22 protein-coding genes and 1 tRNA gene are annotated in these 19163 nt (G+C 73.6%); 12 read left to right on the forward strand and 11 right to left on the reverse strand.

Features of this window, described 5'->3' with window-relative positions; genetic code table 11:
- Positions 1-5: 5 nt before the first annotated feature.
- The 6 genes from G339_RS0103735 to G339_RS0103760 all read right to left on the reverse strand — a co-directional run bounded on the left by G339_RS0103735 (position 6) and on the right by G339_RS0103760 (position 5664).
- A complete protein-coding gene (locus tag G339_RS0103735) occupies positions 6-1271 on the reverse strand; it encodes an ABC transporter substrate-binding protein (protein WP_051107771.1) in 1266 nt (421 codons plus the stop codon).
- A 5-nt stretch (positions 1272-1276) separates the two neighbouring features.
- Positions 1277-2287: a branched-chain amino acid ABC transporter permease gene (locus G339_RS0103740; RefSeq protein ID WP_019629738.1), complete on the reverse strand. Its 1011-nt coding sequence runs from the start codon at positions 2285-2287 to the stop codon at positions 1277-1279.
- On the reverse strand, positions 2284-3165 hold the full coding sequence (locus G339_RS0103745; protein ID WP_019629739.1) for a branched-chain amino acid ABC transporter permease: 882 nt from the start codon (positions 3163-3165) through the stop codon (positions 2284-2286). The genes G339_RS0103740 and G339_RS0103745 overlap by 4 nt, the downstream gene beginning before the upstream one ends.
- Positions 3166-3167: 2 nt before the next feature.
- On the reverse strand, positions 3168-3887 hold the full coding sequence (locus G339_RS0103750) for an ABC transporter ATP-binding protein (RefSeq protein WP_019629740.1): 720 nt from the start codon (positions 3885-3887) through the stop codon (positions 3168-3170).
- Positions 3884-4678, reverse strand: a complete 795-nt coding sequence (locus tag G339_RS0103755; RefSeq protein WP_019629741.1) for an ABC transporter ATP-binding protein — start codon at positions 4676-4678, stop codon at positions 3884-3886. The genes G339_RS0103750 and G339_RS0103755 overlap by 4 nt, the downstream gene beginning before the upstream one ends.
- Before the next feature lie 290 nt (positions 4679-4968).
- A complete protein-coding gene (locus G339_RS0103760) occupies positions 4969-5664 on the reverse strand; it encodes an aspartate/glutamate racemase family protein (protein WP_019629742.1) in 696 nt (231 codons plus the stop codon).
- 139 nt (positions 5665-5803) lie between these two features.
- Between G339_RS0103760 and G339_RS0103765 the strand changes: the two genes are divergently transcribed.
- From G339_RS0103765 to G339_RS0103775, 3 genes are all read left to right on the forward strand, one after another.
- On the forward strand, positions 5804-6859 hold the full coding sequence (locus G339_RS0103765; protein ID WP_019629743.1) for a type III polyketide synthase: 1056 nt from the start codon (positions 5804-5806) through the stop codon (positions 6857-6859).
- 4 nt (positions 6860-6863) lie between these two features.
- Positions 6864-7385 carry an isoprenylcysteine carboxyl methyltransferase family protein gene (locus G339_RS0103770; RefSeq protein ID WP_019629744.1) on the forward strand — a complete coding sequence of 174 codons (522 nt, stop codon included), beginning with the start codon at positions 6864-6866 and terminating at the stop codon, positions 7383-7385.
- A gap of 106 nt (positions 7386-7491) precedes the next feature.
- Positions 7492-7911 carry a PPOX class F420-dependent oxidoreductase gene (locus tag G339_RS0103775; RefSeq protein WP_019629745.1) on the forward strand — a complete coding sequence of 140 codons (420 nt, stop codon included), beginning with the start codon at positions 7492-7494 and terminating at the stop codon, positions 7909-7911.
- A gap of 66 nt (positions 7912-7977) precedes the next feature.
- On the opposite strand, the gene G339_RS0103780 is transcribed toward G339_RS0103775, so the two are convergent.
- A tRNA-Leu gene (locus G339_RS0103780) sits at positions 7978-8050 on the reverse strand.
- Between the two features lie 623 nt (positions 8051-8673).
- On the reverse strand, positions 8674-9093 hold the full coding sequence (locus tag G339_RS40795; protein WP_205625469.1) for a cold-shock protein: 420 nt from the start codon (positions 9091-9093) through the stop codon (positions 8674-8676).
- A 333-nt stretch (positions 9094-9426) separates the two neighbouring features.
- On the opposite strand from G339_RS40795, the gene G339_RS40215 reads away from it, so the two are divergent.
- The 9 genes from G339_RS40215 (at position 9427) to G339_RS0103830 (ending at position 16904) form a co-directional block, all read left to right on the forward strand.
- On the forward strand, positions 9427-9933 hold the full coding sequence (locus G339_RS40215; protein ID WP_026341103.1) for a hypothetical protein: 507 nt from the start codon (positions 9427-9429) through the stop codon (positions 9931-9933).
- On the forward strand, positions 9930-10991 hold the full coding sequence (locus tag G339_RS37430; protein WP_019629748.1) for a peptidoglycan-binding protein: 1062 nt from the start codon (positions 9930-9932) through the stop codon (positions 10989-10991). Before G339_RS40215 ends, G339_RS37430 begins: the two co-directional genes overlap by 4 nt.
- Entirely contained in the window at positions 10988-11665 is a 678-nt protein-coding gene (locus tag G339_RS0103800; protein WP_019629749.1) for an ABC transporter ATP-binding protein, read from the forward strand. Before G339_RS37430 ends, G339_RS0103800 begins: the two co-directional genes overlap by 4 nt.
- The gene (locus G339_RS0103805) at positions 11662-12855 is read left to right on the forward strand and encodes an ABC transporter permease (protein WP_019629750.1); all 1194 of its coding nucleotides are present in this window, start codon (positions 11662-11664) and stop codon (positions 12853-12855) included. Before G339_RS0103800 ends, G339_RS0103805 begins: the two co-directional genes overlap by 4 nt.
- Positions 12856-13038: 183 nt before the next feature.
- On the forward strand, positions 13039-13512 hold the full coding sequence (locus tag G339_RS0103810) for an SCP2 sterol-binding domain-containing protein (RefSeq protein WP_019629751.1): 474 nt from the start codon (positions 13039-13041) through the stop codon (positions 13510-13512).
- Between the two features lie 207 nt (positions 13513-13719).
- Complete coding sequence (locus G339_RS0103815) at positions 13720-14514, forward strand: MerR family transcriptional regulator (RefSeq protein WP_019629752.1); 795 nt, start codon at positions 13720-13722, stop codon at positions 14512-14514.
- Positions 14515-14882: 368 nt separating this feature from the next.
- Positions 14883-16175, forward strand: coding sequence for a PucR family transcriptional regulator (locus G339_RS0103820; RefSeq protein WP_240489736.1), 1293 nt, complete (start codon positions 14883-14885; stop codon positions 16173-16175).
- Positions 16176-16203: 28 nt separating this feature from the next.
- A complete protein-coding gene (locus G339_RS0103825; RefSeq protein WP_019629754.1) occupies positions 16204-16578 on the forward strand; it encodes a type II toxin-antitoxin system RelE/ParE family toxin in 375 nt (124 codons plus the stop codon).
- Positions 16575-16904 (forward strand): helix-turn-helix domain-containing protein, encoded by a 330-nt coding sequence (locus G339_RS0103830; RefSeq protein ID WP_019629755.1) that lies wholly within the window; start codon positions 16575-16577, stop codon positions 16902-16904. The genes G339_RS0103825 and G339_RS0103830 overlap by 4 nt, the downstream gene beginning before the upstream one ends.
- Positions 16905-16944: 40 nt before the next feature.
- Here the strand turns inward: G339_RS0103830 and G339_RS0103835 are convergent, their stop codons facing one another.
- The 3 genes from G339_RS0103835 to G339_RS0103845 are packed head-to-tail and all read right to left on the reverse strand — an operon-like array spanning position 16945 to position 19145.
- Positions 16945-17301 carry a hypothetical protein gene (locus tag G339_RS0103835; protein ID WP_019629756.1) on the reverse strand — a complete coding sequence of 119 codons (357 nt, stop codon included), beginning with the start codon at positions 17299-17301 and terminating at the stop codon, positions 16945-16947.
- Positions 17298-17768, reverse strand: a complete 471-nt coding sequence (locus tag G339_RS0103840; RefSeq protein WP_019629757.1) for a hypothetical protein — start codon at positions 17766-17768, stop codon at positions 17298-17300. The genes G339_RS0103835 and G339_RS0103840 overlap by 4 nt, the downstream gene beginning before the upstream one ends.
- Before the next feature lie 30 nt (positions 17769-17798).
- A complete protein-coding gene (locus tag G339_RS0103845) occupies positions 17799-19145 on the reverse strand; it encodes an MBL fold metallo-hydrolase (RefSeq protein ID WP_019629758.1) in 1347 nt (448 codons plus the stop codon).
- Positions 19146-19163 lie beyond the last annotated feature (18 nt).

Here is a 19163-nt window from a genome sequence, read left to right on the forward strand (position 1 = left end):
GTGGGTCAGAGACCGACGCGGGTGTCGATGACCTTGCCGAACAGCGTCCAGCGCTCGCCCTGGAACTTCTGGAGCTGCAGCGACTCGATCGGGTAGGAGTCCTTCGGCCCGGTGTTCATGACGATGCCGGGCAGCAGCAGCTCCGACGGCACGTCCTTGAGGTTCCGCGCGGACTCCATCAGCCCCTCGCGCGTCGGGCACTTCATCGCGGCGAGCACCTTGGTGACGCTCGCGGCGGCCGCCCACCCCTGCGTGTAGTACGGGACGGACGGGTCCAGGCCCGGCGCGTACTGCTTCAGCTTCTCCTTGTACTGCTTCATCTCCGCGTCATCGGCCCACTGCGGGTCGGACGGGTCCTTGAAGAACGCGGCCGAGACGATGTTCTGCACGTTCTTGAACCCGACCGGCTTGAGGACGGTCGGGGACGACGCCACGTTGTTGATGATGTGCAGCGGGTTCCACCCGGTGTTGCGCGCGTCGGCGGCGAGGGCCTGCGACCCGAACTTCGGCGTGGTGATGTCGAGGAACACGTCCGCCTTGGACCCGGCGAGGTTGCGCATCTGCGGGTCGATGCTGGGGTCGGTGACCTCGTAGGTCTGCTCGGCGACGATCTTCACCGAGCTGCCCGCGATGGCCTTGGTGAACCCGGCGCGCAGGTCCTTGCCGAAGTCGTCGTTCTGGTAGAGGACGGCGACGCGCGCGTTCGGCTTGTCGGCCTTGAGGTACTGCCCGTACAGCGCGCCCTCGGACAGGTAGCTGGGCTGCCAGCCGATCGTCCACGGGTGCTTGGCGGGGTCCGCGCCCCACATGGACGCGCCGCTGGAGACGAACACCTGCGGCACCTTGCGCTGGTTCGCGTACTGCATGACGGCCGCCGACGTGGGGGTGCCGAGCGTCTGGAACAGCGCGAACACGTTCTCCTGCTCGACCAGGCGGCGTGCCTCCTCGACGGACTTGGGCGGCTGGTACCCGTCGTCCCGGACGGTGAACTCGATCTTGCGGCCGTTCACGCCGCCCTTCTCGGCGTTGACGTAGTCGAAGTACGCCTTGACGCCCTTGGGGATCTCGCCGTACGCCGACGACGGCCCCGACAGCGGGTAGATCCCGCCGAGCTTGACGCTGGACGCGGTGATGCCGGTCGTCTGCTGCCCGGCGCACGCGCCCTGCGCGGTCGGGCCGCCGGACTCGCTCCGGCCGCAGGCCGCCGCGGCGAGCAGGACCGAGAGCGCGACGGCTCCCGAGCGGACGGTGGTTCGGGTGGGGTTGCGCATGGTCTTCACTTCTTCCGTGCGAGGCGGGCGGCGGAGGCGCGGCCGGCGAGCCCCGCGAGTCCCGTCGGGGCGACGTACATGATCACGATGATGAGCAGGCCGGAGATGACGCCCGGCGCGGCCTGGTTGATCCCCTGCGACATCGTCGGCATGAAGAACACGAACGCGCCGCCGAGCAGCGGCCCGTACAGCGAGCCGAGGCCGCCGACGACGATGCCGGCGAGCAGCATGATCGACAGGGTGGAGGTGAACGAGTCCGGCGAGACGAACGCGATCACCCAGGTGTTGACGCAGCCCGCGGCCCCGGCGAGCATCGCGCTCCACGCGAACGCGAGCGTCTTGTACCGGGACAGCCGGACGCCCATGACCTCGGCGGCGGCCTCGTTGTCGCGGATCGCGGCCAGCGCCCGGCCGACGCGCGAGCGCAGCAGCCCGGCGACGGCGAGCGTCGCGCCGCCGGTGACGAGCAGGACGCAGAAGTACAGCCACTGGTCCTGCGCGAGGCCCGTCCACGCGGGGGCGTCCGGTTTGGTCAGGGTGAGGCCCATCGAGCCGCCGGTCAGCGACTCGAACCGCTTGAGCAGCGGCACGAGGAAGATCGCGATGGTCATGGTGACGAGCGCGAGGTACAGGCCGCGCAGCCGCAGCGCCGGGATGCCGAGCGCGAACCCGAGCACGAACGTCACGGCGAGCGCGGCGGGCAGCGTCAGCGGATAGGGGACGTCCCAGCGGTCCAGCAGCACGGCGGCGACGTACGCGCCGATCGCGAAGAACCCGCCGTGGCCGAGCGAGATCTGCCCGGTGCGTCCGACGAGCAGGTCCAGGCCGAGGACGGCGATGGCGTAGACGAGCACCATCGTGAGCTGGAAGACCCGGAACGGGACGAGCTGGAACGGCGCGACGCACGCCGCGACGAGCAGCACCGCGAGCAGGACGCCCTGCGGCTTGAGGACGGCCCGCCGGGTGCGGGGCGCGCGCGCCGCCGGAGCGGCGGTCGGGGTCCGGGTGCCGTTCACGCGCGCTCCACCGCCGCCCGTCCGAAGAGGCCCTGCGGCCGGACCAGCAGGACGCCGATGATGATCGCGAGCGGGACGCCGATCTTCAGGTCGGACCCGATCGCGCCGACGTACGCGCCCGCCAGCGTCTCGGCGACGCCGACGACGAGCCCGCCGACGACGGCGCCGAGCGGGCTGTCGAACCCGCCGAGCGTCGCCGCCGCGAACGCGTAGACCAGGACGCCGCCCATCATGTTCGGCTCCAGGAACAGCACCGGCGCGACGAGCACGCCGGACACCGCGCCGACCGTCGCGGCGAGCCCCCAGCCGAGCGCGAGGACGCGTCCGACGCGCACGCCGGACAGCCGCGCCGACGCGGGGTTGCTCGCCACGGCCCGCATCGCGAGCCCGATCTTGGTGAAGCGGAACAGGGCGTACAGGACGCCCATCACGGCGGCGACGACGCCGAGGACGCCGAGCGTGGAGTAGTTCAGGCTGACGCCGCCGAGGTGCAGCGCGCTCTCGGGGAACGGGCTCGGGAAGTCCTTGATCAGGAACGACCAGATCCACCCGGCGGCGGCGTTGACCAGGATGAACAGGCCGAGCGTGACGATGACGAGGGTGAGTTCCGGCGCGCCCTCGACGGGCCGGATCACGATCCGCTCGATCGCCATGCCGCCGAGGAACGACACCGCGAGGGTGAGGATCAGCGCGAGCCAGAACGGGACGCCCGCCTGCACGAACGACCACGCGATGAACGTCGAGAACATCGCCAGCTCACCCTGCGCGAAGTTCACGATCCCGGTGAACTGGTAGATCAGCACGAGGGCGAGGGCGAGGCTGGCGTAGATCGCGCCGGAGCCGAGCCCCTCCACGAGCTGCTGGATGAAGTCGGCCACGGCTAACCTCCGATGCCGAGGTAGGAGCGGGCGACCCGGTCGTCGGCGCGGACGTCGTCCGCCGCGCCGGACAGCGCGATCCGGCCGGTCTCCAGGACGTGCGCGCGGTCGGCGAACTCCAGCGTCAGGTGGGCGTTCTGCTCGACCAGCACGACGGTGAGGCGCTCGTCCCGGTTGACGGTCCGGATGATCTCGAACAGCTCGCGGGTGACGAGCGGGGCGAGGCCGAGCGACGGCTCGTCCAGCAGGAGCAGCCGGGGCCGGGCCAGCAGCGCGCGACCGAGCGCGACCATCTGCTGCTCGCCGCCGCTGAGGCTCCCGGCGGCCTGCCCGCGCCGCTTGCCGAGGACGGGGAAGTACCCGTACACCCGGTCGATGTCGGCGGCGACGGCCGCGCGGTCGCGCCGCGTGTACGCGCCGACGCGCAGGTTCTCCTCGACGGTCAGCGGCGCGAACGTGCCGCGCCCCTCGGGGACGTGCGCGACGCCGCGCCGCGCGACGGCCTCGGGGCGGTTGCGCGGCAGGTCGGCCCCGTCGAGCCGGACGGTGCCGGTGGTGCGGATCAGGCCGCACAGCGCGCGCAGCAGCGTCGTCTTGCCCGCGCCGTTCGGGCCGAGGATCGCGCAGACCTCGCCCTCCTCGACGGTGAGGTCCACGCCGTGCAGGACGCGGCCCGCGCCGTACCCGGCGTGCAGCCCGGCGACGGTCAGGAACCCGCTCATGCCGCCGTCCCGAGGTAGGCGCGCAGGACGTTCGGGTCGTTCTGCACCTCGGCCGGGGCGCCCTCGGCGATCTTGCGGCCGAACTCCAGGCAGACGACCCGGTCGCAGGTGCCCATCACGAAGCCCATGTGGTGCTCGACGACGATGAGCGTGAGGTCGAGGTCGTCGCGCAGGGCGCGCAGCAGGTCGGCGAACTCCGCGACCTCGCCGTGGCTGAGGCCGTTGCACGGCTCGTCCAGCAGCAGCAGGCGCGGCCGGGCGGCGAGCGCGCGCGCCAGCTCGACGCGCTTGAGGGTGCCGAACGGCAGGCCCGTCGCCGGGCGATCCGCGACGTCGGTGAGGCCCAGCCGCGCCAGCAGCTCGTCGGCCTCGGCGCGCAGCCGCGCCTCCTCGCGCCGGACGCGCGGCAGCCGGAGCGCGGCGGCGGCGAATCCGGCGCGGGCGCGGGCGTGCGCGCCGACCAGGACGTTGTCGCGGACGGTCATGCGCGGGAACAGCCCGAGGTTCTGGAACGTCCGGGCGATGCCGAGCCCGACGACGGCGTGCGGCGCGACGGCGAGCAGGTCCGCGCCGTCGTAGGTCACGGTGCCCTCGTCGGCCTCGTACCGGCGGGTGAGGCAGTTGAACAGCGTCGTCTTGCCCGCGCCGTTCGGGCCGATCAGCCCGACCGTGCGGCCCGGTTCGACGGTGAAGCCGACGTCGTCGAGGGCGGTGATGCCGCCGAAGCGGACGGTGAGTCCGGCGACGGCCAGCGCACCGCCCGGCGGTGCGGGCGGGCTCGTGGGTGTCATGGGGGGATTCCTCGGGGGGTCGTGGCCCGGACCGGATGTCCGCGCCGCCACTGCCTTGGCCCGCGCCGGACCGGACGGGCGGCGCCCGACCCGGCGTGGGTGACGGTCACAGTAACCCGAGTCGGCATTGTCGAACAACGGTTGACAAGCAAGCGCGAATGCTGGCCAACCGACGAGTAACGGTGCGCGAAACTGTGAGGTCGGCTCACGATTTGTTCGACAATGACGAACGGCGGCGACCGGTTGTGGCCACAATCCGCCGGTTTCGTCGCGTCAGGTGGAAGAGTGCGTCAGCGCAGCGCGTCGAGCGCCGCCTCGACGTGGATGCGCGTCGAGTCGAAAACGGGCAGCGGACTCTCGTCCGGCCCGACCAGCAGCGGGATCTCGGTGCAGCCGAGCACGACGGCCTCCGCCCCCCGGCGGCCCAGCTCGTCGATGACCCGCAGGAACGCCGTTCGCGATTCGTCGCGCACGACGCCGCGCGTCAGCTCGTCGTAGATGACGTCGTGGACCAGCGTCCGGCCGGGCTCGTCCGGGACCAGCACCTCCGTGCCGTGCCGCGCCGTCATCCGGTCCCGGTAGAAGTCCATCTCCATCGTGAACCGGGTGCCGAGCAGCCCGACGCGCCGGACGCCCGCCGCGTGGACGCGGTCGGCCGTGACGTCCACCAGGTGCAGGAACGGGACGCCGATCGCGCCCTCGATCGCGTCCGCGACGCGGTGCATGGTGTTGGTGCAGAGCAGCACGACGTCCGCGCCGCCCGCCTCCAGCCGCCGCGCGGCGGCCGCGAGCAGCCGCCCGGCGGCGGCCCAGTCGCCCGCGCGCTGCAGCGCCTCGACCTCGGCGAAGTCCACGGTGAGCAGCAGGCTGCGGGCGTTGTGGTGGCCGCCGTCGCGCTCGCGGACGAGGGTGTTGAGCAGCCGGTAGTACTCCGCCGACGACTCCCAGCTCATCCCGCCGATCAACCCGACGACGCCGCTGCCCATGCCGGTGATGGTAGTGAGCCGCCGGGAAGGTTTTCGTCGTTTTGGGGTGGGATTTAGGAGGTTGGGTGGGAGGTCGGGGATCTTCCCTTTGCGGGCGGGGATCGACCCGGCCGCTCTTCCATCGGCCACCGGGGTGCCCATGACGACCATTGCCGCCGTGCGCGGCGCGCTGCCCGCCCACCGCTACCCGCAGGCGGAGATCACCGAGGAGTTCGCGCGCGTCTGCGGCGCGGACGGGACGAAGCGCGGCCTGCTGGAGCGCCTGCACCGCTCGGCGCTCGTCGGGCACCGCCACCTGTCGCTGCCGCTGGCGGAGTACGCGCGCCTCGACGGGTTCAAGGCCGCCAACGACCGCTACATCGAGACCGCCTGCGACCTGGGCGCGGAGGCCGCCGAGAAGGCGCTGGCCGCCGCCGGGCTCGCGCCCGCCGACGTCGACGTGATCATGCTGGTGTCGGTGACCGGGATCGCCGCGCCGTCGGTGGACGCCCGGCTCGTGGAACGGCTCGGGCTGCGGCCCGACGTCAAGCGCGTCCCGATGTTCGGCCTCGGCTGCGTCGGCGGCGCGGCCGGGCTCGCGCGGATGCACGACCACCTGCGCGGCTGGCCGGACGGCGTGGGCCTGCTGCTGTCGGTCGAGCTGTGCTCGCTGACGCTGCAGCGCGACGACGACTCGGTCGCCAACCTCGTCGCGTCCGCGCTGTTCGGGGACGGCGCGGCGGCCGTCGTCATGTGCGGGGAGCGGCGCGGCGCGGACCACGACGGCCCGGAGGTCGTCGCGACCCGCGCCCACCTGTACCCCGACACCCGGGAGGTCATGGGCTGGGACGTGTCCGGCGACGGGTTCCGGATCGTGCTCGACCCGCGCGTCCCCGAGGTCGTCCGGACGTACCTCGCCGACGACGTGGACGGGTTCCTCGGCGACCACGGCCTCGCGCGCCGCGACGTGTCCGCGTGGGTCTGCCATCCCGGCGGCCCGAAGGTGCTGGAGGCCGTCGCCGAGACGCTCGGGCTGCCGGACGGCGCGCTGGACGTGACCTGGCGGTCGCTCGCGGACCAGGGGAACCTGTCGTCGGCGTCGGTGCTGCACGTGCTGCGCGACACGCTCGCGCGCGGGCCGGAGCCCGGCGCGCCCGGCGTGCTGATGGCGCTCGGCCCGGGGTTCTGCTCCGAACTCGTCCTGCTGCGCTGGTGACGGGATGTCCGCCTGGTACACCGCGCTGATCGGCGCGGTCGCGGCCGAGCGCGTCGCGGAGCTCGGCGTCGCGCGCGCGAACCTGCGCTGGAGCCTGCGCCGGGGCGGGTCCGTCATCGACTCGGGGCACTACGGGGCGATGGTCGTCCTGCACACGGGCCTGCTCGCCGGGTGCCTGCTGGAGACGGGCCTCGCGCACCGCCCGTTCGTCCCCGCGCTCGGCGTGCCGATGCTCGCGCTGGCCGCCGCCGCGCAGGGCCTGCGCTGGTGGTGCATCGGGACGCTCGGCCGGCAGTGGAACACGCGCGTCGTCGTCGTGCCGGGGCTGTCGCGGGTGACGCGCGGCCCGTACCGCTGGCTGCGCCATCCGAACTACGTCGCCGTCGCGGTCGAGGGGGCGGCGCTGCCGCTCGCGCACTCGGCCTGGCTGACGGCGCTCGCCTTCACCGCCGCGAACGCGGCCGTCCTCGCGGTCCGCGTCCGCTGCGAGGACGCCGCCCTCACCGCCCTCACCGACCCGGCCTAGGGACATCGTCCTACGCCGAAGGTCCGGGTGGGCGCGGCGCGGACGCCGCCCTACGTTCGGGGGACGCGGCGGCCGCCCGGCCGTCCGGCGGCGGAGGAGGACCCCGATGACCCTGAACGAGACCGAGCGCGCGTTCGTCGACGCGCACGACCTCGCGCGCCTCGCGACGATCGCGCCCAACGGCGCGCCGCAGAACAAGCCGGTCGGGTTCCGGTACAACGCGGAACTCGGGACGATCGACATTCACGGCTTCGCGATGCCGTCCTCGGCGAAGTACCGGAACGTCCAGGTCAATCCCGAGGTCGCGGTCGTCATCGACAGCGTGGTGGGGGAGGGCGCGGAGGGCGTCCGGTTTTTGGAGGTGCGCGGGCGCGCGGAGACGGCCGTCGCCCCCGACCCCGACGAGCACCTGTCGGACGAGATCATCCGGGTCCGGCCGCGCCGCCTCACGGGGTGGAACGTCGACCCGGAGCGGCCCGGTCCCTACGCGCGGAACGTCGGCGCGGCGGAGGCCGCGCGTTCGTGAATTGCGCGGCGCGGGGGATGGCGAAAGTGAGAACGCGGCAATGGCGCGGCCGCGCTTCCGAATGAGTGTCCCCGGTCGGAGTCGAACCGACAACTAGACCCTTTTAAGGGGTCCGCCTCTGCCGTTGGGCCACGGGGACGGAACGATCCTAAGTCCCTTCGGACGCGGTGATCCAGCCCGCCGGAAGCGAGGTTCGAGTGCGTTCACGATCCGGTAACCGCCCGTACCGGTAATGAGTCAAGTGCGCTTTCACTCGCGCATTGACGACGAGTATGTCCAACTTGTCCAAAGTGGGACGGAAATGCGGGGGTGCCGAAGCATCGCCCGGTGGGCGGGGGCGCGGGCGTGGCACGCGAGCCGGGGTAACGGCGCGGTAAACGGCGCCGGGGGTGGCCGGAACCGGTCCCCGGAAAGGCGTTCGGTATGGCCGGATGCGGTCCGGGCCGAACTCGGACGCGCGATGCGGGAACTGGTCCCGCGGCATGGTATCGAGTCGCCGCTGAATGGCGGCGGGGCGTGAATGATCCTCACAATCGCCCGGGCGCGGCGTGCGGGAATGGCCGGGAATGGCGGCGGCGCGGAGGCTGATCACCCCCGCGCCGTCCCGGTGCTCGTCGCCCGTGCGTCCAAGGCCTGTCCCAACGTGCCTCAGCCACAGCGCGAGTGCGTTACCCGGCCGGATCGCGGAGCGATGCCGCGCTCGCACAGGCCCGGTGAGGCCCGAGCCGCCAGGCGAGGGCCGTGGGCCGGGACTTTGACTGTCTAGTCGTCCACCCAGCCGTGCTTCTGGGCCAGCGGGAGCAGGCTCTCGCGGACCCGCAGCAACTGGGCGCCCGTGAGGTCGGGCACGCTCTTGAGCAGCAGCTCGGTGACCTCCTCGCGGAACTCCGCCGGGGCGAGGACGTCGCACAGGACGTCGTCGCCGCCGGGCCCCGCCGGGCGGCCGCCCGCCTCGGCGAACGGCTCGCGGCGCGGCGGCGGGCCGTCCACGACCCGCACCGAGAACGCCTTCGGACCGCGCTCGCCGTCCATGACCTCGAACTCGACGACCGTGCCCGGCGTCAGCACCGACTTGTCGTCGGAGATCTCGTTGGCGTGGACGAAAACGTCCGGACCGCCCTCGTCCGGGGCGATGAAACCGTACCCGCGGACCTCGTCGAAACGCAGAACTCTTCCCGACACCACCACAATGAACCATCCACATCAACGCGTTGCGCCGCGGGCCGGGCTTTCGCGCTCGGTCGCTCCCGGGCCGGAATCCGCCGACACTCTAGCACCGGGCCGGGCGCGGTCCGGCCCGTTCCGGCGCGGAGCGGTCCACGTGTCGGCTGACCTGCGGGTTCGCTGGATTCCCCGGCTTCCCCGAGTTTCCCGAAAAGCGTCGTAGATTCGCGGCGCGGGACGATCCGGACGCCCGGCCGGAAACGTCGGCGGCCGCCGCCTGATCTCCGTTTAATCCCCCGCCCGGTTGCATGGGCCGCGCCGCGGCACGGTGCCCGGCGCGAAAGGGGAACCATGAAAACCAGGGCCGTGCTCCTCGCCGTCCTCGCCCCGCCGCTGCTCGCCCTCGCGGCGTGCGGCGGGGACGGCGGGAACGGCGGCGTCGCGAGCGCGGGCGGCGCGAAGTCCGCCGCCGCCGCGTCGCCGCACGCGTCCACCGATCCGCAGGACGCCCAGCTCAAGTTCGCGCAGTGCCTCCGGCAGCACGGCGTCCACATCGACGACCCCGCGCCGGGCAAGCCGCTGAGGATCACCGCGAAGAAGGGCGACAACGTCGACATGGACGCCGCGCAGAAGGCGTGCGTCCACTTCCTCCAGGACGGCGGCGTCGCCAGGACGCCGGACGCGAAGGAGTTCGACCGCATGGTGAAGCTCGCGCGGTGCCTGCGCGAGCACGGCCTGGACGCGCCCGACCCCAAGCCCGGCGAGGGCATGCGCGTCCGCGTGGACGAGCACGTCGACCAGGCCAAGGCCGAGGCCGCGCAGCGCGAGTGCGAGGCCAAGTACCCGGAGGGCCGGTGAGAACGCCCGCCCGCCGCGCGGCCCTCGGCGCGGCGGCGCTCGCGGCCGTCGCCGGGGCGGCCGCCGCCGTCCCGCTGCTGCGCGGCGGCGACCCGGCCGCGTCGCGCGCCGCAGCCGCCGCGCCGCCCCCGACCGCCGAGGTCACCCGCGGGGACGTCGTGGACACCGAATCCGTGGACGGGAAGCTGACGTACTCGGGAAGCCGCAACGTCGCCGCCGCTCCCGGCACCGTCACCTGGACGCCGAAGGAGGGCGCGACCGTGGCCCGCGGCCGCCCGCTGCTGCGCGTGGACGACCGCCCGCTCGTCCTGATGTACGGCGCGACGCCGTTCTACCGGACCCTGCGGCGCGGCGTCCCGGACGGCAAGGACGTCCGCCAGCTAGAAGCCAACCTCCAAGCCCTCGGCTACGGCTCGGACCTCACCGTGGACGAGGAGTTCACCGCCGCGACGGCCGCCGCCGTGAAGGAATGGCAGGACGACGCGGGCCTCCCGGCGACCGGCGCGGTCGCCCCGGGGCAGGTCGTGTTCCTGCCCGCAGCCGTCCGCGTCGGCACGCTCCGCGTCGCGAAGGGCGACCGGACGGGCCAGGGCCCGGCGATGACGGTCACCGGCACGCGCCCGATCGTCCACGTCGACCTCGACGCGGCCAAGCAGCGCCTCGCCCGCGCGGGCGCGCCCGTCACGGTCGAGCTGCCCGGCGGCGGGACGGCGAAGGGCCGCATCGCGTCCGTGGGCCGCGTCGCGGAGACCACCGGACGCGGCGATGACAAATCGTCCACCGTGGATGTGGACATCCGGCTGACGGGAAAGCCGCCGCGCGGCCTCGACGCCGCGCCCGTGTCCGTCGCGCTGGAGAGCGCCCGCGCGAAGGACGTCCTGTCGGTGCCGGTCGAGGCGCTGCTCGGGCTGAGCGAGGGCGGCTTCGGCGTCGAGGTCGTGTCGGGCGCCGCGCGGCGGATCGTCCCCGTCACACCGGGCGTCTACGGCGGTGGCCGCGTCGAGGTGTCCGGGCCGGGGCTGGCCGCCGGGACGCGGGTGGGGGTGCCCGAGTCGTGAACGTGGTCGAGCTGGTGAACGTGACCAAGGAGCATCCGGGCGGCGTCCGCGCGCTGCGCGGCGTGGACCTCGCGGTCGCGGCGGGCGAGCTGGTGGCCGTCGTCGGGCCGTCCGGATCGGGCAAGAGCACGCTGCTGCACCTCGCGGGAACGCTGGACCGCCCGTCCGGCGGGACGGTCCGCGTCGCCGGGCACGACGTGGCGGCGCTGTCGGACCGGGAGCTGTCGGCGCTGCGCGCCCGCAGCATCGGGTTCGTGTTCCAGTCGTTCCACCTCGCCGAGGGCGTCCGCGCGCTCGACAACGTCGCGGACGGGCTGCTGTACGCGGGCGTCCCCGCGCGGCGGCGGCGCGCGCTGGCGCGGGCGGCGCTGGACCGCGTCGGGCTCGGCGGCCGGGCCGGGCACCGGCCGCACGAGCTGTCCGGCGGCGAGCGGCAGCGCGTCGCGGTCGCGCGGGCCGTCGTCGGCGCGCCCGACCTGCTGCTCGCCGACGAGCCGACCGGCAACCTCGACAGCGCGGCGGGCGCGGATGTCCTGGCCGTGCTCGGCGGCCTGCACGCGGCCGGCACGACGATCATGGTGATCACGCACGACCCCGGGGTCGCGGCGTGGGCCCCGCGCCGCGTCGAGGTCCGCGACGGCCGCGTGGTGTCGGACGAGGGCGGTCCGCGATGAGCGCGCGGCTCGCCCCCGCCCGGCTCGCGCCCCGCGACCTGCTGCGCGTCGGCGCGGCGGGGCTGCGCGCCCGGCCCGCGCGCGTCGTGCTGTCCGCGCTCGGCGTCGCGCTCGGCATCGCGACGATGGTCGCGGTCGTCGGGATCTCCGCGTCGAGCCGGGCGCAGCTCGTCCGGCAGCTCGACGCGCTCGGCACCAACCTGCTGACCGTCGAGCCGGGCCAGACGCTGTTCGGCGGCAACGCGCGGCTGCCGACCGAATCGGTGGCGATGACGCGCCGGATCGGACCGGTCCGGTCGGCGTCCGCGACGGGCTCGACGGACGCGACCGTCCGTCGCAGCCCGCTGATCGACCCCGCCGACACCGGCGGCATCGCCGTCCAGGCCGCGACGCCCGACCTGCTCGGCACGCTGCGCGGGACGGTGCGCGGCGGCGCGTGGCTGAACGCCGCGACCGGCCGGTACCCGGCGGTCGTCCTCGGCTCGGCGGCCGCGCGGCGCCTCGGCGTGGACCGCGCCCGCGAGCGGGTGTGGATCGGCGGCCGCTGGTTCACGGTCGTCGGCGTGCTGGACGCGCTGCCGCTCGCGCCGGAGATCGACCGGTCCGCGCTGGTCGGCTGGACGGCCGCCGAACGCTACCTGGACTTCGACGGGCACCCGACGAAGATCTACGAGCGGTCGGCGGACGCGTCCGTCGAGGCCGTCCGCGCCGTCCTCGCCCGCACGGCGAACCCCGAGAGCCCCGGCGAGGTGAACGTCAGCCGCCCCTCGGACGCGCTCGCCGCCAAGGCCGCCGCGACCGGCGCGTTCACCAGCCTGCTGCTCGGCCTCGGCGCGGTCGCGCTGCTGGTCGGCGGCGTCGGCGTCGCGAACACGATGGTGGTGTCGGTGCTGGAGCGCCGTCGCGAGATCGGGCTGCGCCGGTCGCTCGGCGCGACGCGCGGGCAGGTCCGGGCGCAGTTCGTCGCGGAGTCGCTGCTGCTGTCGGCGCTGGGCGGCGGGACGGGCGCGGTGCTCGGCGCGGCGGTGACGGCCGCGTTCGCGGCGTACCGGGGCTGGCCGCCGACCGTTCCGGCGTGGGCGTTCGGCGGCGCGGTGGCCGCGACGCTGCTGATCGGGACGGCGGCGGGCCTCTACCCGGCGGCGCGCGCGGCCCGGCTGCCGCCCACGGCCGCGCTGGCGGCGTCCTGAGGGGCGGGAACACCGCCGCCGGGTGAGCATCGGAGTGCGCGACTTTATGTGCCACTGCGTATTGTGCCGTGAATCAATGGGATATACCTGTCGGCGGGTGGTTCCGGCGCGCGCCGGGGGCTCCGGCCCCCGGCGCGCCGCCCCGGCCGCCCGGCCCGTCCCGCCGCCCCGACGAGGAGCCCCATGACCGAGACCGCCATCGACCTCGACGACACCGAGGCCGTCCACGCCCTGTTCGACCGGATCGCCTCGCCCGCCGAGCTGCGCGGCATCCTCGACGCGCCCGGCGCGGACGAGTCCACGATCGAGGGCTTCGTCGCCGTCATCGGCGCCGAGCGGCTGCTCGACCGCGTCTTCGACCTCATGTGCGAGCACTTCGTGGGGGAGCGCGCGGGCGGCGAGAGCGGCGTCGTGCAGTGGAACGTCCGCGCCGGCGGCGCCGAGTACTCCTACCACCTGACGGTGGCGGACGGGGCGGCGACGCGGTCGTCGGGCCCGGCCGACAAGCCCCGCGTGACGCTCAACCTGACCGCCGGCGACCTGCTGCGCCTGTGCGCGGGCAAGCTGTCCGGCGTCCAGGCCGTGATGAGCGGCAAGATCAAGTTGCAGGGCGACATGATGTGGGGCGCCAAGCTCCCCGGCTGGTTCAACATCTGATCGGGCGACCCACTATCGGTGAGTGGGCCGGTCCGCTCCGGGAGCGAACCGGCCCACTATAATGAAATTTCTTCAGCTTTCCTGCATGTCAGGACGTACGCTCGGTATCTTCCATGCATTCATGGCCCACCCGATGGTGGGGCATAGTGCCCGCTGCGCCTAGTATGGGTCCGTCAACGGCGACGCCGAACGGGACCAGAAGCGGGTATGGGCAGCTACCGAATCGACGACCTCGCGCGCCGCGCGGACACCACCGTCCGCAACGTGCGCGCCTTCCAGGAGCGCGGCCTGCTCCCGCCGCCCCGCATGAAGGGCCGGACGGGCTACTACGACGACTCCCACCTCGCGCGCATCCGCATCATCGGCAACCTCCAGGAGCGCGGCTTCACCCTCGCCAGCATCGGGGAGATGCTGTCGGCGTGGGAGAGCGGCCACAACCTGGCGGACGTCCTCGGCGTCGAGAAGGTCCTCACCGAGCCGTGGTCGGGTGAGGAGCCGGAGTACCTGGGCATCGCGGAGGTCGTGCAGATCTTCGCGCCCGACCTGACCGAAGAGGACTTCGCGGGCAAGTCGCCCGAGTACTTCCCGATGCTCGCCCGCGCCGAGGAACTCGGCTTCATCCGCTGGGCGGGGGACCGGTTCGAGGTGCCGAGCCCGCGCCTGTTCCGCGTCGGCGCGGAGCTGCACGCGGCGGGCGTCTCGCTCAGCACGATCTACGACATCGCCGAGAAGCTGCGCGGCGACTGCGCGACGATCGCGGACCGGTTCGTCCGGCTCGCCGTCGACCAGGCGAACCTCCAGGACTTCTCGCGGCTCGCGGAGCGCGAGGACCTGCCGGAGGTCGCCGAGCTGATCGCCCGGCTGCGCCCGCTCGGGCTGGAGGCGATCCAGGGCATGCTCGCCCAGGAGCTGCACGCCCGCATCCAGGCCACGTTCAGCGACCAGATGCAGGTCCTGACCCGGCCGGTGCCGCGCCCGGTCGCGCCGCCCGCCGAGGGCTGATCCCGCCGTCTTTCCCCGCCGGTCGCCGCCGGCTTCTTCGGCGTGCCCGCCCACGATCTTCCCGCTGATCCGTGGCACATGGGCGTTGGGTTCATGGCCCGTGCGAGCCCTGGGACGGGTGCGTCAAGAGTCGCCTGTTACGCGATGGCTGTTCTGGGCGATATACAACAAACGATGCCAACGCTCCGTTTCAGTTGAACTTCGTTCAGTGATCTTTGGGCGTTTCGTCGACTTAGTATCGGAGACAGGTGGGGCAATCGCTCACTCGGTGAGCGTTCCGGGGCGGGGCGGTTCCGCTTGACAGGGAGCCTCGCTTGTTTCATCGTATGGTCCATAAATCTATGGAACATAGATTGGCGGTGTTGCTGGTGATCGGAACACGGGAGCTGGACGAGGCACGGTGCGTCGACCACGCGGCGCTCCAGGAGGCGCCGCCCGTCCCGGGCCGTCCCGTGGACGAGACCGCCGCCGGGATGGCCGCGCTCCTCGCCGAGGTCGGCCCGTTCGTCAGCCGCGACGCCGCCGCCGCGATCCGCCGCGAGGTGCCCGCGTACGCGTCCCCCCGGTTCGCCGACGGCCTCGAACTCGCCATCGGCATCGGCATCGGGCACTTCATCGACAGCGTCGCCCGCCCCGGGCTCGACGACTCCGCCCTGCTGGCGTTCTTCACCCGGCTCGGCGCGGACGAGACGCGCGCCGGGCGCAGCCTGCTCGCGCTCCAGAACGCGGTGAACATCGCGGCGCGCGTGCTCGTCCGGCACCTCACGCGCGTCCTCGCCCCGTGGGACCTGGTCTCCACGGCCTCCTACGGGCGCGTGATCGAGGAGGTGTTCCCGTTCGTCAACCGCATCGTGCTGGCGGCCGCGAACGGCCGCGCCGAGGTGCGCGGGGACGAGACCGACGACGCCGACCGCGCCCGCCGCACGCTCGTCGGCGTCCTGCTCGGCGACGCCGAGGCCGACGAGGCCGACCTGGCCCGCCTCGCCCGGGTCGCCCGCTGGCCGCTGCCCCGCACGGTCGCGGTCGCGGTCCTCGGCGACGCCGACGAGGACGAGCCGCGCCCGTGGGGCCTCGCGCCGGACGTCCTGGACGCCCGCTACCTCAGCGAGCCGTGCCTGATCATCCCCGACCCGGACGGCCCCGGCCGCGCCGAGCGGCTCCGCACCGCGCTGCGCGGCCGCGCCGCCGCCCTCGGCCCGACCGTCCCCGTCGCCCGCGCCGCCCGCTCACTGGCCTGGGCGCGCCGCACGCTGTCCCTGGCGGGCGAGGGCCGCCTGCCCGCGGACGGCCTCGTCCGCGCCACCGACCACATGCCGGCCCTGGTGATCCTCCAGGACCCCGAACTCGTCACCTACATCGCCGCTCGCCGCCTGGCCCCGCTGCTGGAGCTGCGCCCCGGCAAGCGCCACGCCTACGCCGCCACCCTCCAGGCGGTCATGGAGCACAGCTTCAACGCCCAGGCCGCCGCCGAGAAGCTCCACGTCCACCCCCAGACCATCCGCACCCGCCTCCGCCGCCTCGACGACCTCTTCCAGGGCTCCTTCCAGGACCCGGACCTCCACCTGGAGTTCCTGATGGTCCTCCGCGCCTGGCTCGACGCCGCCACCCCCGAGACCGACCCCGACTGGTTCACCCCCACCCCCACCCGCCGCCCCCGCTGAGCATTAGCTCAGTGTTATATTCGGTCGGGTGTCCTGGGATGTCGTCCTTCTCGAACCCGTCGAAGCGTGGTTCCTCGACCTCGCCGTGACCGATCCGCGAACCGCCGCGCTGATCGAACAGGCCGTGGACCGGCTGGCGACCGTCGGCCCCACGCTGGGCAGGCCGCTGGTGGACACGCTGGACCACGCCGCGTTGCGCAATCTCAAGGAGCTGAGGCCGGGATCACGCGGGCGCACGGAGATTCGTATGCTGTTCGTCTTCGATCCCGACCGGGCGGCGATCATCCTGGTCGCGGGTGACAAGGCCGGGCGGTGGTCACGTTGGTACGACGAGGCGATCCCGCTCGCCGAGGCGCGGTACGCCGAGTACCGGGCGTGGAAGGACAAGGAGGCCGGGGGATGAGCACCGGACGGTCCTGGAACGACGTCAAGGCGGAGGCGCGTCGCCGCAACCCCGGGCTGGACGATCCCGCGCTCCGCGGTGAGGCCGCGGCGTCCCTGGACGCCCGGGTGGCCGGGCACCACCTGCGTGAGCTGCGCAAGGCCCTCGGCAAGACGCAGACCGAGGTCGCGCAGGCGCTGGGCGTCTCGCAGTCCCGCGTCTCGCAGATCGAGAACGGCGACGTCCACGCGATGGAGTTGGAGACGCTGCGCGCCTACGCCGCCGCGCTCGGCGGCCACGTCGACGTCACGATCAGCGTCGGCCCCCACTCCATCCGCGTCGCCTGATCGGGGCGTGAGCGCGACCGTCGCCTGATCATGGAAGGACTCAGCGGTCGGTGTCCTTCGGGTGGCGGGGGGAGGCGTGGACGATCCAGACGGTGCGGTCGGCGTCGCTGACGAGGTAGCGGACGCGACCGCCGCTCGTGACCTCGTACTCCCACTGTTCGAGGTCGCGGCCGTTGTGGCGGTGCGTGGCGAGGTCGCCGCGCAGGCGGTGCTGCCGGTCGGGGTTCGCGTGCGAGCGGGGTTCGGCCCGCAGCGCGTCCAGGCAGCGGCGCGTGTTCGCGAGGGCGAGCCGGCATAACTCCTCCCAGCCGGTCACCGCGGCGCTGGTCGCGAAGCGCACGTCCCACTGGTCGTCGGGCGGGGGGACGGTGACGCGGTCGCCGCGTTTGGGGCTCACGGGGTGACCTCGACGGGGCCGAAGTCGCCGGAGGTCGGCCGGATCGCGTCCGCGTGCTGCTCGGGATCGGCCTTGATGCGGGCCGTGGCGCGCCAGCCCGCGATCACCTCGTGGGCGGACGCGTCGAGGGAGAGTTCGGCGGCGTCCGACAGCGCGTCGACCAGTTCCACGGTGAAGGCGCGGACCTCCTCGGTGCTGAGGTGGCGCACCCACGGGAAGACGTCGGGCATCGCGAGCAGGACGGAGCGCGCGCCCGCGTCGTGCCGCATGAGCGCGAGGAAGAGCCGCGAGGTCGTGGTCAGCGCCTCGTCGCGCTGGTCCTCGCGGTCGGCGGCCGTGAGGTAGAAGTCGGGCGCGTCGCGGTGGGTGACGCGCAGCCGGCCGAGCCGGGCGGCCCGCTCCGCCACGGACCGGGGATTGCGCGAGAGGTCCGAGAACGTCACCGCGTCCGCGTGGCTGATGGTCATGGCCGCATGTTATCAGAACGTGTTCTGAACTCACTCCGTGAGGGAGAGGGTTTCGGCGGTCGTGTAGTCGTCGTCGATGAGGACGGCGGGGTGAGCGGCGGCGGTGAGCAGGGACGTGGCGATGGAGGCTCGGTAGCCCGTCGTGCAGTGGACCCAGAGTTCTTCGGGCGGGAGGTCCGGGATGTGGGGCTGGAGGTCGTGCAGGGGGATGTTGAGGGCGTCCCTGATGTGGGACGTGCTCCATTCTTCGGGGCGGCGGACGTCCAGGACGGCGACGGGGCCCTCGCGGCGGGCGTTCGCCAGGTCGGCGAAGGTCGCGCGGGGGAACGAGGCCGACGGTGCGCCGGTCGTCCATTCGGCGGGGGAGCCCGTGGCGGCGGACGGGCCGTCGATGCCGATGCGGGTCAGCTCGCGCTGCGCGGCGGCGATGTCGTCGGCGGTGGTGGCGAGCAGCGTCACCGGTGTGCCCCAAGGGATCAGCCAGCCGAGGTAGGTCGCCAGCGACCCGTCGAGCCCGAAGTTCAGCGCGCCGGGGACGTGCCCGGCGGCGAACGCGCGGCGCGTCCGCAGGTCCACGACCCATTCCCCGGCGCGCAGGCTCGCGTCGATCGCGGCGGCGTCGGCGCGGCGCGGCGCCGACAGGTCGGCGGGCGCCGGCCCGGCGGCGTTGATCGGGCCGAGGCGCGCGTAGTACGCCGGATAGGCGCCGAGCCCGGCGAGCAGGTCGGCGACGTACGCCTCCTCGTCCAGCGTCAGCGCCGGGTTGTCGTGCCTCTCCGCGCCGATTGTCGACGAGCGCCGGTCCGTCTGCGTCGCCGCGCAGAAACTTCCGAAACCGTGCGTGGGGAACAGCTCGGCGTCGTCGGGCAGCGCGGCGGCGAGCAGCCGCGCGGACGCGTGCTGCGCGCGGGCCAGCTCGCGCGTGTGCTCGGGGCCGAGCAGGTCCGGACGGCCGGTGGAGCCCAGCAGCAGCGACCCGCCGGTGAACGCGGCGGGCGCGGCGCGGTCGGGCGCGTCCAGCGCGTACGCCAGGTGGGTGAAGGTGTGCCCGGGCGTGGCGAGGGCGCGGACGCGCAGGTCGCCGACCTTCACCTCGTCGTCCGGGCGGATACCGGCGCGCTCGAACCCGACGTCGTCGCCCGCGTTGACGCGGTACGCCGCACCGGTGGCGCGGGCGAGCGCGAGCCCGCCGCTCACGTAGTCGTTGTGCAGGTGCGTCTCGAAGACGTCCGTGATCGTCCAGCCGCGCTCGTGCGCGGCCGCGAGGACGCGGTCGATGTCGCGCTGCGGGTCCACGGCGAACGCGACCCCGTCGTGGCCGACGAGGTAGCCGCGGTCGCCGAGGCCGGGCGTGTCCAGGACGATGATCTCGGTCATGCCGCTCCTTCCGGGCTC

The organism is Actinomadura atramentaria DSM 43919 (genome assembly GCF_000381885.1).
Lineage (GTDB): Bacteria > Actinomycetota > Actinomycetes > Streptosporangiales > Streptosporangiaceae > Spirillospora > Spirillospora atramentaria.

What these genes read in the sequence shown, in the direction of transcription:
- G339_RS0103765 (WP_019629743.1), top strand. Translation starts at nt 5,804, where the DNA reads ATGACGACCATTGCCGCCGTGCGCGGCGCGCTGCCCGCCCACCGCTAC.
- G339_RS0103805 (WP_019629750.1), top strand. Translation starts at nt 11,662, where the DNA reads ATGAGCGCGCGGCTCGCCCCCGCCCGGCTCGCGCCCCGCGACCTGCTG.
- G339_RS0103840 (WP_019629757.1), bottom strand. Translation starts at nt 17,768, where the DNA reads ATGACCATCAGCCACGCGGACGCGGTGACGTTCTCGGACCTCTCGCGC.
- G339_RS0103845 (WP_019629758.1), bottom strand. Translation starts at nt 19,145, where the DNA reads ATGACCGAGATCATCGTCCTGGACACGCCCGGCCTCGGCGACCGCGGC.
- G339_RS40215 (WP_026341103.1), top strand. Translation starts at nt 9,427, where the DNA reads ATGAAAACCAGGGCCGTGCTCCTCGCCGTCCTCGCCCCGCCGCTGCTC.
- G339_RS0103760 (WP_019629742.1), bottom strand. Translation starts at nt 5,664, where the DNA reads ATGGGCAGCGGCGTCGTCGGGTTGATCGGCGGGATGAGCTGGGAGTCG.
- G339_RS0103755 (WP_019629741.1), bottom strand. Translation starts at nt 4,678, where the DNA reads ATGACACCCACGAGCCCGCCCGCACCGCCGGGCGGTGCGCTGGCCGTC.
- G339_RS0103750 (WP_019629740.1), bottom strand. Translation starts at nt 3,887, where the DNA reads ATGAGCGGGTTCCTGACCGTCGCCGGGCTGCACGCCGGGTACGGCGCG.
- G339_RS0103810 (WP_019629751.1), top strand. Translation starts at nt 13,039, where the DNA reads ATGACCGAGACCGCCATCGACCTCGACGACACCGAGGCCGTCCACGCC.
- G339_RS0103775 (WP_019629745.1), top strand. Translation starts at nt 7,492, where the DNA reads ATGACCCTGAACGAGACCGAGCGCGCGTTCGTCGACGCGCACGACCTC.
- G339_RS0103830 (WP_019629755.1), top strand. Translation starts at nt 16,575, where the DNA reads ATGAGCACCGGACGGTCCTGGAACGACGTCAAGGCGGAGGCGCGTCGC.
- G339_RS0103770 (WP_019629744.1), top strand. Translation starts at nt 6,864, where the DNA reads ATGTCCGCCTGGTACACCGCGCTGATCGGCGCGGTCGCGGCCGAGCGC.
- G339_RS0103735 (WP_051107771.1), bottom strand. Translation starts at nt 1,271, where the DNA reads ATGCGCAACCCCACCCGAACCACCGTCCGCTCGGGAGCCGTCGCGCTC.
- G339_RS0103815 (WP_019629752.1), top strand. Translation starts at nt 13,720, where the DNA reads ATGGGCAGCTACCGAATCGACGACCTCGCGCGCCGCGCGGACACCACC.